We start from the raw sequence: 14,510 nt of genomic DNA on the forward strand, positions 1-14,510 counted from the left end.
GTTTTAAATATTATTTTTTCTCGTTTTCTAATAATTGTTCAAGAGCTATTAAATCAGGAACTAAAACTTGTCTAGCTTTACTACCTTCAAAAGGTCCAACTATTCCAGCAGCTTCTAATTGATCTATTAATCTACCAGCACGATTGTACCCTAACTTTAATTTTCGTTGTAATAGGGAAGCAGATCCTTGTTGTGCTGTTACAATTACTTCTGCAGCTTCCTTAAATAATTTATCTCTGTCTGCAATGTCTATATCAACATTTGTGCCACCTTCTTCTCCCACGTATTCTGGAAGTAAGTGCGCTTCAGGATATGCTCTTTGTGAGCCAATAAAGTCAGTTATTTTTTCTACTTCTGGAGTATCTACAAAAGCACATTGAATACGTGTAATATCATTTCCTCCAGAATATAACATATCTCCACGTCCAATTAACTGATCTGCACCAGGCGCATCTAAAATGGTTCTACTATCAATTTTAGAAGTTACTCTAAAAGCAATACGAGCAGGGAAATTGGCTTTAATAATACCAGTAATTACATTTACAGAAGGACGCTGTGTTGCTACAATTAAATGTATACCAATAGCTCTGGCTAACTGAGCTAAACGAGCAATTGGTGTTTCTACTTCTTTACCAGCTGTCATTATCAAATCAGCAAATTCATCAATAACCAGTACAATATAAGGTAAGAATTGGTGCCCGTTTTCTGGATTTAACTTGCGTGCTCTAAACTTAGCATTGTATTCTTTAATATTACGTACCATTGCCGATTTTAATAAATCGTAACGGTTGTCCATTTCTATACAAAGCGAGTTTAATGTATTTACAACTTTAGAAGTATCTGTTATAATAGCATCTTCACTATCTGGAAGTTTTGCTAAATAATGACGTTCAATTTTATTAAATAAGGTAAGTTCTACTTTTTTAGGATCTACTAATACAAACTTAACTTCAGCAGGGTGTTTTCTGTATAATAACGAAGTTAGAATAGCATTTAATCCAACCGATTTACCTTGTCCAGTTGCACCTGCCATTAATAAGTGCGGCATTTTAGCCAAGTCTACCACAAAAGTTTCATTAGAGATAGTTTTACCCATTGCTAATGGTAATTCCATAGAACTCTCTTGGAATTTTTTAGAAGCAATTACGGAATGCATAGAAACAATCGTAGATTTTTTATTTGGAACTTCTATACCAATGGTTCCTTTACCAGGAATTGGTGCGATAATACGAATTCCTAAAGCGGAAAGAGATAAAGCAATATCGTCTTCTAAGTTTTTAATTTTAGAAATTCTAACACCAGCTTCTGGAACTATTTCATATAACGTAATTGTAGGACCGACAGTAGCTTTAATTTGAGCAATTCCAATTTTATAGTTCTTTAAAGTCTCTACAATTTGGTTTTTATTTGCTTCTAATTCGCTAGGATCTACAGAAATACTTTCGTTATATTCTTTTAATAAGTTGAAAGTAGGGAAGCGGTATTCTCCTAATTCCAAGGTAGGATCAAATTCACCAAAATCTTGAACTAACTTTTCAGATAAGTTTTGTGTAACACTTTTTTCTTCAGCTACTTTAGCAATTGCTATTTCAACTTCGCTATCGCTTTTTTTAACAGAAGTTTCCTGCTTATTTTCTACGATTAATTCTTTTTCAACTACAAGAGTAGGTTCTTTTTCCTCTTCTTTATCTATTACTGAATGGTTATTAATTGTAGGTTGTAAATCTTCTACAGATAGTTCAAAAGCAGACTTTGAATCTTTAGTTACTTCTTTTTCAGAGTCAGTAGCTTTGTTTTGAATATTTTCTTCTGTAACTATAGTATTGTCAATTGCGCTATCTTTTGGAGCTTTTTCAGGAGTTCTTAATTTTTCGCGAATGCTTTCTAACGTAACTTTAAATCGAACAACTAAATAAGAAATTAAAAAGAACGTTAATACAATGGCAAGTCCTGTTCTTCCTATAAATGTTCTTAAATATTCATTTAATTCAAAACCTATAGTACCAGATAGTAATGCAAATTTTTTCTCTACAAATCCTAATGCTACTGAAATCCATAACATATTAAATAGTCCCCAATTCCAACGAGCAACCATACTTTTTAAACGGGTTTGTAGTAAAAAGCTAATTCCAGTTAAAAAGATTAAGAATGGTAAAATAAATGCAGCTAAACCAAAACCATTATATATAAAAGTATGACTGAGTTTAGAACCTATTTTCCCTAATAAATTTTTAGCTTTTATTTGTTTATTACCAAATTCAGTTAAGATACTTTGGTCTTCTTGCCAAGTAAAAAAGAATGAAATGAAAGCTATACATAAAAAAACAGCGAATAAAACTAAAAATGCGCCAAGAATAGTTTGTGTTTGCCGATTTTTGAAAAAATCGGAAAGTTGCTGATTCATTGGGGTTTTAGTGACTTTTTTTGTCTTTTTAGAAACTGTTTTTTTTGCCATTTAAATAGATGAATTTTGACCTGTAAATATAGAAATATTACAAAAATAAGCTAGTTATTTTTGGGACGTATATTATAGAACCTACAATTAATGAAATTATTGCCGCTAAACCAGCTGCTCCAGCAGCGACATCTTTTATAATTCCTATTTTGTGGTGAAATTCAGGATGGATAAAATCGGCAACTTTTTCTACAGCAGTATTTAGTGCTTCGGCTACTAAGACTAATCCGCAAACTGTTAATTGTATCATCCATTCTGTAGCAGAGATATTGAAAATAAATCCTAATATAACAGCAAAAAGCCCAATAAAAAATTGAGCTTTAATACTATCTTCTGTTGTTGCTAGGATAAGAATTCCTTTTAGCGCATATCGAATGCCTTTAAGTCTTCTTTTTACAAATCCGTCACGAGATTTTTTCATTATAAAGCTTTTAAAGCTTCAGCATAATTTGGTTCATCTACTGTTTCAGCAACTTGTTCTGTATAAGTAACATCACCATTTTCGTTAATAACAACAATGCTTCTTGAATGTAACCCATTTAAAGGTCCTCCTTCAAATTCTACACCATATTCTTTTCCAAATGCACCAGTAGCATAATCTGATAACATTTCTACATTTTCAATTCCTTCTGCTCCACAAAAACGACCTTGTGCAAATGGTAAATCTCTAGAAATACATAATACTTTGGTGTTGTCTAATTGAGCAGCTTCTTTATTAAAGTTTCTTACTGAAGTAGCACAAGTACCAGTATCTACACTAGGAAAGATATTTAAAATTAACTTTTTTCCTTTATAGTCATTTAAAGTTTTTACTGATAAGTCTGTTGCAACTAAATTAAATTCCGGGGCTTTAGAATTGATTTTTGGAAGATTTCCTACGGTGTGTAATTCGTTTCCTTGTAGTGTTACTGTAGCCATGTTTAAAGTTTTTTATTCTACTCAAAAATAACTAAAATCTATCAATTTAAACTATCTTCGCTTACTTTTAGAGCGAAAGAATTTATTTGTGAATTTATCAAACTATACTTCAGAGTTTAAGAAAAACTTACGTATTGCTTACCCAGTTATGTTAGGCCAATTAGGCCATGTTTTAGTTGGGTTGGCAGACAATTTAATGGTAGGTAAGTTAGGAGCAGCACCATTGGCATCAGTTTCTCTGGCTAACGGTTTAGTATTTGTATTTCTGTCGTTAGGAATAGGTTTTAGTTTTGCGATTACTCCACTAATTGCAGAAGCAGATGGAGAGCAAGATAAAAAGAAAGGGAAAACTATTTTTGAACATGGAATTTTTATCACAATCATATTAGGTTTTATAATTTGTTTTATGCTACTGGCTTCACAACCTGCTATGCATTATATGAAACAACCCAACGAAGTAGTTGAATTAGCGAAACCTTATTATCAAATTATTGCATTTTCAATGATTCCACTAATGGTGTTTCAAGGATTTAAGCAGTTTGCAGATGGATTATCGTTAACAAAATATGCAATGCAAGCAACGATCTTAGCTAATGTAATTAATGTGTTTTTTAATTATGTATTGATCTATGGAAAGTTTGGTTTTCCAGCAATGGGAGTAGCTGGTTCTGCAGTAGGAACGTTGATTTCTAGATTCATTATGGTAGGTTTTATGATTTATATTATAAGAACGCGTAAAGAGTTTACCGATTTTGTTACACGTTTTTCATTCAATAATATTAAAAAATCAATACTAAAAAAGATTTATAAGTTAGGATACCCAACAGCATTACAAATGTGGTTTGAGGTTACTTTATTTGCTTCAGGAATTTTTATAGCTGGAATTTTAGGAACTAATTCACAAGCAGCCAATCAAATAGCATTAAACTTAGCATCTATGACATTTATGATTGCAGTTGGTTTAGGAGTAACAGCTACAGTTAGAGTTGGTAATCAAAAAGGACTTAAGAATTATAAAGAGTTACGTAGAATTGCATTGTCTATTTTCCTATTAATGATCATTATTGATTTACTATTTGCTTTTGGATTTATATTATTCAAAGATATTTTACCAACATACTACGTAGATAATCAAGAAGTAATTTCTACTGCAGCAACTTTGATAATTATAGCAGGTTTTTTCCAACTTTCAGATGGAATTCAAGTTGTTGTATTAGGGGCATTACGAGGATTGCAAGATGTAAAAATACCAATGCGAATTACATTTATAGCGTATTGGGTAATAGGATTTCCAATTTGTTATTTTTTAGCCTTGCATACAGATTTAAAAAGCAAAGGTATATGGATTGGTTTATTAATAGCGCTTACCGCTTCTGCGATAATGTTGTATCTTCGTTTTAACAAATTGACTCAAAAATTAATTATAGAAAAAAATGAACTTACCTAAATTTTTATTGGCTGATAACAGCGAATTTCCTGAAGATATTTTTATTCTACATACAGAGTATCCTCGTTTTTTAATCAATTTAAAAGATGATGAAGTAGAATGGTTTGAAGATGTTGAAGGAGAAAATGAACAGGAGCTAGCAAATGAATTAGAGAAGCTAATTGAACAGGCAGGTAATTTCTACGATTCAGAAATGAAGAAATATGAATAAAAAGAATGGTAATTACCATTCTTTTTTCTTTTACTAAATTTTTATTTAAAACATAGAAGCTACTTCGTAAGCTCTTTCTACCGCACCTTCCATATATCCACCAAATTTTTTAGAGGTTTCACTACCACTTATTATTAGCCTGCTATTGAAAAATGATTGTTGATACAAAGTATGTCCATTATTTTGATGTGGTAATAAATACTCAGAACTTTTTGTAGAAATTGAAGTATCTAAACGCCAAGGCTTATCTTCATAAGTAATATAGTTTGTTGCTTCAGCGCCAAAGAATTTAACTAATTGCTGTATTATTTTTTCTTTTCTATAATCCTCATTTTCCTTTACCATATTCGGATTCATAAAGCCCATTAAAGCAAAAGTAGTCTCCTTTGCATTACTATGATCGTATAGTTCTGTAAAAGGTCCCACATTACTAAAACCTACACCAGAAAGTTTTTGTGCTCTCCAAAAAGGAGTTTTGTAAGCAACTGCGAATTTTATAGAATCATTCATCCAAGTATGTGTTTTCTTAGCAACATTCATAAGTTGTTCTGGGAGGTTGGGAGAAAAGTTTATACTATTGATTAGTAGTTGAGGAGGAACTGTAGCGATTACATAATCTGTTTCATAGCTGCTTTTATTGGTAGTTACATCAATAATTTCAGAGTTTAGAGTAATAGCAGAAACTTTTTCATTTAAAAGAATTTCATCTTTTGTAAATTTTTTACATAGCCTTGAAATTATTTCTTGAGTGCCATTAGTAATCCTATAACTTTTTTCTTGATTTTTAGGTAACTGAAATCGTTGAGGAGCATGAGCAGACATAGCTTCAAATAAAGCATCACCGTCCATACATTGTTCAAAAAGTTGTATGCCTAATTGATTGCATAACTGAAGTAATTTAGTATTGTATTTCCAAAGCCAAGTAGCACCCATCTCTAAGGTTCCCGTTTTACTTTTCTTTGTATAAATTCTTCCACCTAATCTACTGTTTGCCTCTATGATAGTTACATTATACTTTTTTTGTTTTAATAAATGAGCAGTTGTTAAACCTGAAAGCCCACCACCAATAATAATAACACTTTTATTCATTTGTTTTTAATAAAAAAAAGGCTAGGAATGGGAACCTAGCCTATATTACAAAAATAACTTAATTTCTACCAGCTATTACACCACCATCTACATCCCAAATTGCTCCAGTTACCCAAGAAGATTTGTCTGATAACAAGAAGAGAATGCTATTCGCTACATCATCTGCTAATCCATTTCTTCCAATAGGATGGAATTGATTAAAAGATTCTAAAGCATTTTCTGCTGCTTCTTTGCTACCAAAAACACCATGATATACCGGAGTTTGAACTACAGCAGGAGAAACAGCATTTACACGAATATTATAATCTGCTAATTCCATAGCAAGATGCTGTGTTAAAGAATGTAATCCTGATTTTTGCATAGAATATGCAGAAGAAGGAGTTGCTTTTACTGCTTGTTTAGCCCACATAGATCCTACATTTACAATTGCTCCACCATTCGTAGTTTTCATTTTTTTTGCAACTGCTTGTGTTATAAAGAAGAAACCTCTATTTAAATCCAAATAAGAATCATAATCTTCTAAAGTATGTTCTAAAAAAGGTTTTGGACCAAAAATTCCTGATGCGTTTACTAAATAGTCTACTTGATCTAAAGTATTAATTATAGTTATAAAATTATTTACTTCATTAGTATTAGTAATGTCCACTTTGTGTTTGTGTAGATTTTTTTGATCAATAACTTTGTCGATACTTCTACCAACAATATGAACAATTGCTCCTTCATTTAATAATTGATGTGCAGTTGCATACCCAATTCCACTTGTTCCGCCAACGATAATGGCTACTTTGTTTTTAAAACTTTCCATGATATAAATATTTGCAGACAGACAAGTCTGTCTTTTTGATTGTAAAATTTTTTAAATAATTTTTTCTGATAATTTTTTAGCTTGCATAATAGGCCAATTGTCTTGATGCAAATGACTTTCGGCTACAGCACTTTCATACAATAGATATAATTGTTTAGAGAGCGTATCGATTTCTTCTTGAGTATAAGAAGGTATATTATCTGTTATTAATTCAGCAATAAAATGGATTAACTGATTTTTTTGTGATTGTATTTCTTTACGAATGATTGTATTGTCTTTTGGTATTTCTGAAACAGTCTTAATACACCAGCAACCGTTAAAATCTTTTTCTTTAAAGAATGCTTCTAAAAAATCAAAAATTGCAAGAACTCGCTCTTTTCCTTGAGGTTTTTTGTCACAAAATTCTTTTATATCATTCGTAAAAACAGCATTTTTATATTGGAGGTAAGCTAAACAAATTGCTTCCTTAGATTTAAAATGGTTGTATAAAGTAGCTTTTGCAATTCCTGCCTCAGAAATTATTTCATTTATTCCTGTTGAATTATAGCCATTACTGTAAAAAAGATTAGAGGCTATTTCTATAATATGTTGTCTTACTTTTGATTTCACAGAGCAAAGATATAAAAAAACAGACAAGTCTGTCTGTTTTTATGGATTATGAAATTTCGAAGCCTTTTTTAATGAGTAAAATGAGGAAGAATATGTTTACCAATTTCTTCTAGTACAGTAGGTATTGGTCTAGTGCTATACTTTAAATTTATAATAACATGATTTACATCCATACTTTCTAAAGCTTTTAAATGTGAAAGTAAATACTCCGTTCCAGACTGAAATCCTAAATGAATTCCTTTAGGAGTAGTTTTTGGATTTTCTAAGAGATCTATATACAAAGACTGCATATAAGGTTTCCATGGTTGTTCATTCTTTTCTAAGGTACGTTTCCATCGTTGCATATTTTCTTGTAAGAAACGAAAATCTCTAGGATAATAAAGCCATCCATCGGTATTAGAAGCAATCCAATCTAAAGATTGTCCAGAATGTCCAGTAACTAGCATTGGGGTATGAGCATTGTATTTAGGAAGTAAATCGATTGTACCGTTTAATGTTCCATAAGTTGCTGATTCATGCACAGGAAAATTATGTTGCAATGCTTTTATATATGCAAAACTTTCTCTAAACAACTCACTTTTTTTATGTAAATTTTTATGAAACGCAGGATATTCGTTAGGTCTGTCACCAGAAGCAAGTCCTAAAACAATTCTTCCGTTAGATAATGTTTGTAGACTAGCAATTGATTTTGCTGTATGCACAGGATGTCTCAAAGGCAAAATAATACTTCCAGTTGCTAAAGCAATTGTTTTAGTGTGATTCATAATATGTGTCATATAAATCCAAGGATCGTATAATTGACCTGCATCACCAAAACTTGGGTCGTTAAAAGGAACATCTCTAAACCATAATGCTTTGAAACCAATTTCTTCTGCCAATTGAGCTAGTTGTTCTTGGTTTTTCATTGTTGGAATTGAACCTTTATAAGCTTCAATAGGAAATACCAAACCTAAAGTGAGTTTGTTCTGCTGTGCTATACTTTTAAACGTATTCATACGTAACTATAAAATATCATTAATTAGTTTTTCTGTAGTAGCAATCAAAGCATCTATTTTTTCATGATTGTAAGCATCCGAATGTGCATTAGCAAAACTACCAATAGGATCACCTTTGTCATTATCAAAATATTTACCAGTAATTCCTTTATACTTTTCAGCTACAGCTAAATCGTGTAAAATAGTAACACCTTTATCAGCAGAAGCCCAATGTGTGCCATAAGCTTCATTTGCCATTTTAGTATTTAATAAAGAGCCAGGGTTTACAGCTATAATTACAATTTTAGGATACTGTAATGCCAAATAAAAACTCCACATTGTTAATGCTAGTTTACTTTGTGAATAAGCATCTTGAACTGAAAGGAGACTATTTCCTTGTAATGCGTTAATTGAAACTGTTGCTTGTGCTGCAGAACTTAAATTGATAATTCTAGAATGTTCAGATTTTCGGAGAAGTTGAATTAGGTTTTTAGTCAACACAAAAGGAGCTAAATAATTTACAACAAGTCTAATATCTATATCATTATTATTTTTAGTTACAGAGTTTTTGAAAATTCCAGCATTGTTAATTAGTACATCTAATTGCGGTAATTTTGCATTAACTTCACTAGCCATTTGTTGAACGCTTTTTAAATCGGAAAAATCTGCAAGAAAACTTTCGATATAATTATTATTAGAAATTTGTTTGATTTCTGTAACTGTGTTTTCTAACTTTTGTTTGTTTCTTCCATGTATGTATACTTTATGACCTTCTTTAGCTAGTTGTATAGCAGTTAGTTTTCCTATACCATCTGTACTACCCGTTATTAAAATTGTTTTCATTGTAATATATTAAGAGACTAATAATTCTAAACTATACTAATTATAGTTACAAAAGTATTTGTAGTTGATGCTTTTTGCAATAACGGTTGAAAATGATAGTATTCATTCTAAAAGAAATATTACTATTTTTTATAAAATATTTAACATAATTTAGAACTGTTTACTCTTTGATTTTAAGCTCATTTGATCGTTTAAATTAATTTTTGTTTAATAATTTTATATATTTGTTAAACAAACTAATCAGGAACAGTCATGAAATCAATTCTTTTTAAATACATCAGTTTAGCTTTAGTACTAACATTTTTCTCTCCAGAAGCTAAAGAATTTCAAGGTAAGGCTATTTATTATTCAAAATCGAAATTAGAGCTGGGGCGTTGGGGAGCTAGAATGAGTGAAGCACAGAAAAAGCAGATAAAAGCACGATTAAAAAATAGGTTAGAAAAAGAGTATGTTTTAGTATTTAATAAAGAAGCATCTTTTTTTAAAGAAGAAGAAAAAATAGATGCTATTTCTGGAGCAACAGATTCTTGGGGAAAAAACTTTTCACAGGGTGATTTATATAAAAACATTAAGAAAAATCAGCTAGTACAGAGTCAAGAATTTTACGGAAAGAAATTTTTGGTAAAAGATAATCTTCAAAAAATAGCTTGGAAAATAGAGAAAGAGTCGAAGAAAATAGGACAATACCTTTGTTTTAAAGCTACAGCTGCTATACCTACAAAAGAATTGACTTGGTATAATTTTTCTTGGAGTGATTTAAGAAAGTCTGAAACAAAGAAAGACTCTATTACTAAGGAAGGAAAAAAGATGATAGAAGGGATGACATTTGTTGAAGCTTGGTACACACCGCAAATTCCAGTCAGTAATGGCCCAGGTGAGTATTGGGGATTACCAGGACTTATTTTAGAAGTGAGTGCAGGTGATAGAGTTATGTTATGTTCTAAAGTAATTATCAATCCTAAAGAAAAAATTGAAATAGAAATTCCTGAGAAAGGAGAAGAAATTACGAAAAGTGCTTACCAAAAAACGATACGAGAAAAAATGGTTGAAATGAGAAATAACAGAGGTAGAAGGAGAAGATAATTCAATCTAAATTTTCGTTTCATGAAAAAAATAATATGTTTTATATGTTGCTTATATGCAATGAATATTTTTTCTCAAATAACTTTAAAAGGCGTTGTAAAAGATAGTTTAAAAACACCTTTAGAGTTAGCGAATGTTATCGCAATAAATCAGAAAACTAGTGTTTTAGAATCGTTTGGAATTACAAATGCTCAAGGAAAGTATGAGCTTAGTTTAGCTAAAAATGCTACTTATAAAATTCAGATTAGTTATGTAGGAATGAAAACTTTTGAAGGAACTATTATTGTAAAAGAAAGTAGCTTACAAAAAGATTTTATACTTGAGGCAGATAATTCTTTAGATGAGGTTGAAATTACTTATGAAATGCCTGTGGTTATAAAAGGAGATACATTGGTGTATAATGCAGACTCTTTTAAAAACGGAACAGAGCGAAAGTTAGAAGATTTATTAGAGAAACTTCCAGGCGTAGAAATTAATGAAGATGGACAGGTTGAAGTAGAAGGGAAGGTAGTAAATAAGTTAATGGTAAATGGAAAAGACTTTTTTGATGGAGATACAAAACTAGCAACGAAGAATATTCCGTCTAATGCAGTAGATAAAATTCAAGTATTACGAAATTATGCAGAAGTAGGACAGTTGAGTAGCGTTCGAAATAATCAAGATAATGTTGCACTAAATATAAAATTAAAAGAAGGAAAAGAGAATTTTTGGTTTGGAACTGTAACTGCTGGAGGAGGAACTGCTCCAGATGAAGGCTTATATTTAGTACAGCCCAAGCTGTTTTATTATAGTCCCAAATATACTGCTAACTTTATTGGAGATATAAATAATATTGGAGAAGTTGCATTGAGTAGAAGAGACATTAGAGGTTTTACAGGAAGTTTTAGAACACCAAGCAGAAGTAGTGGAACGGATATAAATTTAGGAGATAATAGCTTAAATTTCTTAACGAATCAGGATAATGCCCTGAAAATAGAAAATAAGCTTGCTACAGGCAATTTTAGCTATTCTCCTAATACATCGTTAGACTTAAGTGGTTTTCTAATTTATAATAGCAGTAAAATTCTTTCTAGGACGTCTAGTTTCATTCAATATACAAATCAAGGGTTAGGTATACCAGACGAAGCAACTGAACAGTCGAGTACAGAACGATCAGACCAAGGAGTTTTAAAATTAAGTGCTACTTACAAACCTAATGCTAATAATCAATTAGATTATGATATAATTAGCAGAGTCTCTAAAGATCAACAAGATCAAAATTTATTTTCGTCTGTAATAGGAACTATAAATCAAACAGATCAAATTACACCTTTTAGTATCAATCAGAATTTAAACTATTACTACACATTAGATGAGAGGAATATTTTTGCTTTTGAAGCGCAATATTTGATTAAAAATGAAGATCCGTTTTACAATGCAGTTTTAGCAAATACAAGTGGTAGTGATCCATTTGATACAACTGCTGAAGCATTAGGATTACAAACAGATCAAAGTAATTATAATTTAGGACAGAATAGACGCATACAGTCAAATCAGTTAGATGCTAAAGTAGATTATTATCATATTATTAATGGGAAAAGTAATATTAACTTAACCTTTGGAACTATTTTTAGCACTCAAGAGTTTAATTCCAATATATTTCAGTTTTTGAATAACGGAACTACATTCAATCCAATTCCTACGATTAATAATGGTAGAATAACTAACGATATAGATTATAACTTTAGTGATGTTTATTTAGGAGTTCATTACCGATTTAGAAAAGGGAAGTTTACAGTAACTCCAGGATTTTCACTACATGCCTATGGAAACAAGAATGCCCAATTTGGAACAGTGTATAAAGATAATTTCTTCAGAATTTTACCAGATTTTGAAACTCGCATTCAATTTAAAAAAAGTGAGGCTTTAACGCTTAGATATGAAATGCGCAATCAGTTTACAGATGTTACGAGGTTAGCAGAAGGATTGGTATTGAATAATTACGACGATATTCAGTTTGGAGCTTCAGAACTTCAAAATGCATTATCACACAACGTAAGTTTGCTTTATAGTAGTTTTAATCTTTTTAACTACACCAATGTTTTTGCTAGAGCTGCGTATTCGAGTAATATAGATCAAATACGAAGCTTAACAGATTTTGAAAGTGTAATTAGAACAAGTACTTTTTTCAATTCTAATTTTGCTGATGAGAGTGTTACTTTATTTGGTAGGGTACAAAGAACATTTGGTAAAGTACGTGCTAGTTTCAATGCAAATTTAAATTATAGTAAAATCAATCAGTTTATACAAGGAAATCGCTCTTTAAATGAACGTTTTACACAAACATACACTCCAGGTATTCGTACAAACTATTTAAAAGCACCAAACATAAGTTTTCGTTACCGATATAGCAGGTCTGAAAATAATCAAGGAAGTCGTAAAACAACTTTTATTACAAACGCACCTTCTGTAGAATTTGACGCTTATATTTGGAATTCAGTTACCGTGAGAAGTAATTATACATTTACGAATCAAGATTTAGGAAACGGAAGATCACAATCATTTCAAAATTGGGACGCAACTATTTCCTATAGAAAAAACAGAGATGCGAAATGGGAATATGAATTGAAAGCAACAAATTTGTTAAATATAAGTTCTCAAGTAAGAAATAATGCTACAAATTTCTCTGTTTTCAGTTCAGAAACATTTATACAACCAAGGTTTATAACATTTCGATTTGTGTATAATTTGTAAATAAATAGTTGTTAAAACAACAGGGTTTAACAACTATTTGTTGAAACCTTCTAAATTCAAATATTTTATAATAATACCTAATTGACCTAAATGATAGAGGTCATGATGTATCATTCCATTTATTAAAAAGCTATATGTATAATTACCTTTAAAGTCGGTATCGTAATATTCGTCATTAAGAAAGCTATCTTCTTTTTCTTTTAACAGTTCAATTAGCTGCGTTAAACTTTCGTCATAATCAGATTTGATGTTTGTCCATCCTTTGGTTTTTAAAACTTCATTTGATAGCCAATTTTCTGCACAATCGTCTGTTTTACTTCCTTTACCAGTTTTTATTTTTAAGATGGCTTCTGTACGCCATAAAGTTAAGTGTGAAAGAATTTCAGCAATACTATGCAAGTTCTTTTGAGGTCTTATAAAAACTAAGTGCTCATTTATTGCACTTAGTTTACTTTTATAGGAGCTACCAATCCAAATTTTTCCATTTTGTATAGCAATAAACTGCTGAATTAAGTGATTGATTAATATTTGCATTCTCTTATTTCTTTATTTCCCAATTTTTAAAATTCTAAAGGCTCCTTGAATTACTAAAACAAAAACAATTGTTCCGATAATTAAATCGGGTTTATTTGAATGTAGCCAGTTTACCAATACACCTGCTATAATTACTCCTAGATTAATAATAACATCATTTGAAGTAAAAATCATACTAGCTTTCATATGAGCTTCTTCTTTACTTTTCGATTTTTGCAGTAGATATAAACAGATTCCATTTGCTATTAAAGCGAATATAGAAACGACAATCATTGTAGAAAAATTAGGAAGTTGTGATACATTAAAAAACCTTCTTAATACTTCTACAAAACCTATGACGGCTAAAATTATTTGAAAATACCCTGCAAGTCTTGCGATTCTTTTTTTTCTAGCTAAGGTGCCACCTACAGCAAAAAGACTAATTCCATATACAAAAGAATCGGCAAGCATATCTAAACTATCAGCAATTAAACCAAGAGAAGCAGATAGTAATCCTGTAGAAATTTCAATAAGAAAAAAAGCAAAGTTGATGAAAAGAACCGTCCATAATAGTTTTCTCTGGTTCTTATTTTCTTTAAAATCAGTTTGGGCTGTTTTTTCTGTTTGCAATTTTCGACCACCTAAATTTAGTTCTAGAATAGATTTTTCTATAGATGAAATACCTTCATCATGAAAAACAGTAAGTTTTCTGTTTGGTATGTCAAAATCTAGGTGTTTTATATTCGAAATACTATCTAATTTCATACGGATTAAGTTTTCTTCTGAAGGGCAATCCATTTTTGTAATTTCAAATATTGTTTTTTCCATTT

The 14,510-nt window shown here is 30.7% G+C and carries 14 protein-coding genes; 4 read left to right on the forward strand and 10 right to left on the reverse strand.

The features are described from left to right. Positions 1-10: 10 nt before the first annotated feature. From ACKTTC_RS01915 to tpx, 3 genes are read right to left on the reverse strand one after another with little or no spacing between them, the layout of a single operon-like run. Positions 11-2,455, reverse strand: a complete 2,445-nt coding sequence (locus ACKTTC_RS01915; protein WP_408037768.1) for an FtsK/SpoIIIE family DNA translocase — start codon at positions 2,453-2,455, stop codon at positions 11-13. A gap of 37 nt (positions 2,456-2,492) precedes the next feature. Next, the gene (locus ACKTTC_RS01920; RefSeq protein ID WP_408037770.1) at positions 2,493-2,876 is read right to left on the reverse strand and encodes a diacylglycerol kinase; all 384 of its coding nucleotides are present in this window, start codon (positions 2,874-2,876) and stop codon (positions 2,493-2,495) included. Further along, positions 2,876-3,373 carry a thiol peroxidase gene (gene tpx / locus ACKTTC_RS01925; protein ID WP_408037771.1) on the reverse strand — a complete coding sequence of 166 codons (498 nt, stop codon included), beginning with the start codon at positions 3,371-3,373 and terminating at the stop codon, positions 2,876-2,878. The genes ACKTTC_RS01920 and tpx overlap by 1 nt, the downstream gene beginning before the upstream one ends. An 88-nt stretch (positions 3,374-3,461) precedes the next feature. Here tpx and ACKTTC_RS01930 point away from each other — a divergent pair, with 88 nt between their 5' ends. Both ACKTTC_RS01930 and ACKTTC_RS01935 read left to right on the forward strand, forming a co-directional pair. Next, positions 3,462-4,820 carry an MATE family efflux transporter gene (locus ACKTTC_RS01930; protein ID WP_408037773.1) on the forward strand — a complete coding sequence of 453 codons (1,359 nt, stop codon included), beginning with the start codon at positions 3,462-3,464 and terminating at the stop codon, positions 4,818-4,820. Next, entirely contained in the window at positions 4,807-5,031 is a 225-nt protein-coding gene (locus ACKTTC_RS01935; protein ID WP_408037774.1) for a hypothetical protein, read from the forward strand. Before ACKTTC_RS01930 ends, ACKTTC_RS01935 begins: the two co-directional genes overlap by 14 nt. A gap of 45 nt (positions 5,032-5,076) precedes the next feature. Here ACKTTC_RS01935 and ACKTTC_RS01940 read toward each other — a convergent pair whose 3' ends face one another. The 5 genes from ACKTTC_RS01940 to ACKTTC_RS01960 all read right to left on the reverse strand — a co-directional run bounded on the left by ACKTTC_RS01940 (position 5,077) and on the right by ACKTTC_RS01960 (position 9,351). Then, positions 5,077-6,120 (reverse strand): flavin monoamine oxidase family protein, encoded by a 1,044-nt coding sequence (locus tag ACKTTC_RS01940; RefSeq protein WP_408037775.1) that lies wholly within the window; start codon positions 6,118-6,120, stop codon positions 5,077-5,079. Between the two features lie 58 nt (positions 6,121-6,178). Further along, positions 6,179-6,925, reverse strand: coding sequence for an SDR family NAD(P)-dependent oxidoreductase (locus ACKTTC_RS01945; RefSeq protein ID WP_408037776.1), 747 nt, complete (start codon positions 6,923-6,925; stop codon positions 6,179-6,181). A 51-nt stretch (positions 6,926-6,976) separates the two neighbouring features. Further along, entirely contained in the window at positions 6,977-7,534 is a 558-nt protein-coding gene (locus ACKTTC_RS01950; protein ID WP_408037777.1) for a TetR/AcrR family transcriptional regulator, read from the reverse strand. A 68-nt stretch (positions 7,535-7,602) separates the two neighbouring features. Beyond that, entirely contained in the window at positions 7,603-8,529 is a 927-nt protein-coding gene (locus tag ACKTTC_RS01955) for an LLM class oxidoreductase (RefSeq protein ID WP_408037779.1), read from the reverse strand. Between the two features lie 6 nt (positions 8,530-8,535). Next, the gene (locus tag ACKTTC_RS01960) at positions 8,536-9,351 is read right to left on the reverse strand and encodes an SDR family NAD(P)-dependent oxidoreductase (protein WP_408037781.1); all 816 of its coding nucleotides are present in this window, start codon (positions 9,349-9,351) and stop codon (positions 8,536-8,538) included. A gap of 252 nt (positions 9,352-9,603) precedes the next feature. Here ACKTTC_RS01960 and ACKTTC_RS01965 point away from each other — a divergent pair, with 252 nt between their 5' ends. Further along, positions 9,604-10,434 (forward strand): GLPGLI family protein, encoded by an 831-nt coding sequence (locus tag ACKTTC_RS01965; protein WP_408037783.1) that lies wholly within the window; start codon positions 9,604-9,606, stop codon positions 10,432-10,434. A gap of 21 nt (positions 10,435-10,455) precedes the next feature. Then, entirely contained in the window at positions 10,456-13,167 is a 2,712-nt protein-coding gene (locus ACKTTC_RS01970) for a carboxypeptidase-like regulatory domain-containing protein (RefSeq protein ID WP_408037785.1), read from the forward strand. 33 nt (positions 13,168-13,200) lie between these two features. Here ACKTTC_RS01970 and ACKTTC_RS01975 read toward each other — a convergent pair whose 3' ends face one another. Further along, positions 13,201-13,701: a DinB family protein gene (locus ACKTTC_RS01975; RefSeq protein WP_408037787.1), complete on the reverse strand. Its 501-nt coding sequence runs from the start codon at positions 13,699-13,701 to the stop codon at positions 13,201-13,203. A 12-nt stretch (positions 13,702-13,713) separates the two neighbouring features. Continuing rightward, positions 13,714-14,508 (reverse strand): cation transporter, encoded by a 795-nt coding sequence (locus tag ACKTTC_RS01980; RefSeq protein WP_408037789.1) that lies wholly within the window; start codon positions 14,506-14,508, stop codon positions 13,714-13,716. Positions 14,509-14,510: the final 2 nt, after the last annotated feature.

The organism is Tenacibaculum amylolyticum (genome assembly GCF_964511145.1).
GTDB lineage: Bacteria > Bacteroidota > Bacteroidia > Flavobacteriales > Flavobacteriaceae > Polaribacter > Polaribacter amylolyticum.

What these genes read in the sequence shown, in the direction of transcription:
- ACKTTC_RS01915 (WP_408037768.1), bottom strand. Translation starts at nt 2,455, where the DNA reads ATGGCAAAAAAAACAGTTTCTAAAAAGACAAAAAAAGTCACTAAAACC.
- ACKTTC_RS01920 (WP_408037770.1), bottom strand. Translation starts at nt 2,876, where the DNA reads ATGAAAAAATCTCGTGACGGATTTGTAAAAAGAAGACTTAAAGGCATT.
- tpx (WP_408037771.1), bottom strand. Translation starts at nt 3,373, where the DNA reads ATGGCTACAGTAACACTACAAGGAAACGAATTACACACCGTAGGAAAT.
- ACKTTC_RS01935 (WP_408037774.1), top strand. Translation starts at nt 4,807, where the DNA reads ATGAACTTACCTAAATTTTTATTGGCTGATAACAGCGAATTTCCTGAA.
- ACKTTC_RS01940 (WP_408037775.1), bottom strand. Translation starts at nt 6,120, where the DNA reads ATGAATAAAAGTGTTATTATTATTGGTGGTGGGCTTTCAGGTTTAACA.
- ACKTTC_RS01945 (WP_408037776.1), bottom strand. Translation starts at nt 6,925, where the DNA reads ATGGAAAGTTTTAAAAACAAAGTAGCCATTATCGTTGGCGGAACAAGT.
- ACKTTC_RS01955 (WP_408037779.1), bottom strand. Translation starts at nt 8,529, where the DNA reads ATGAATACGTTTAAAAGTATAGCACAGCAGAACAAACTCACTTTAGGT.
- ACKTTC_RS01960 (WP_408037781.1), bottom strand. Translation starts at nt 9,351, where the DNA reads ATGAAAACAATTTTAATAACGGGTAGTACAGATGGTATAGGAAAACTA.
- ACKTTC_RS01965 (WP_408037783.1), top strand. Translation starts at nt 9,604, where the DNA reads ATGAAATCAATTCTTTTTAAATACATCAGTTTAGCTTTAGTACTAACA.
- ACKTTC_RS01970 (WP_408037785.1), top strand. Translation starts at nt 10,456, where the DNA reads ATGAAAAAAATAATATGTTTTATATGTTGCTTATATGCAATGAATATT.
- ACKTTC_RS01975 (WP_408037787.1), bottom strand. Translation starts at nt 13,701, where the DNA reads ATGCAAATATTAATCAATCACTTAATTCAGCAGTTTATTGCTATACAA.
- ACKTTC_RS01980 (WP_408037789.1), bottom strand. Translation starts at nt 14,508, where the DNA reads ATGGAAAAAACAATATTTGAAATTACAAAAATGGATTGCCCTTCAGAA.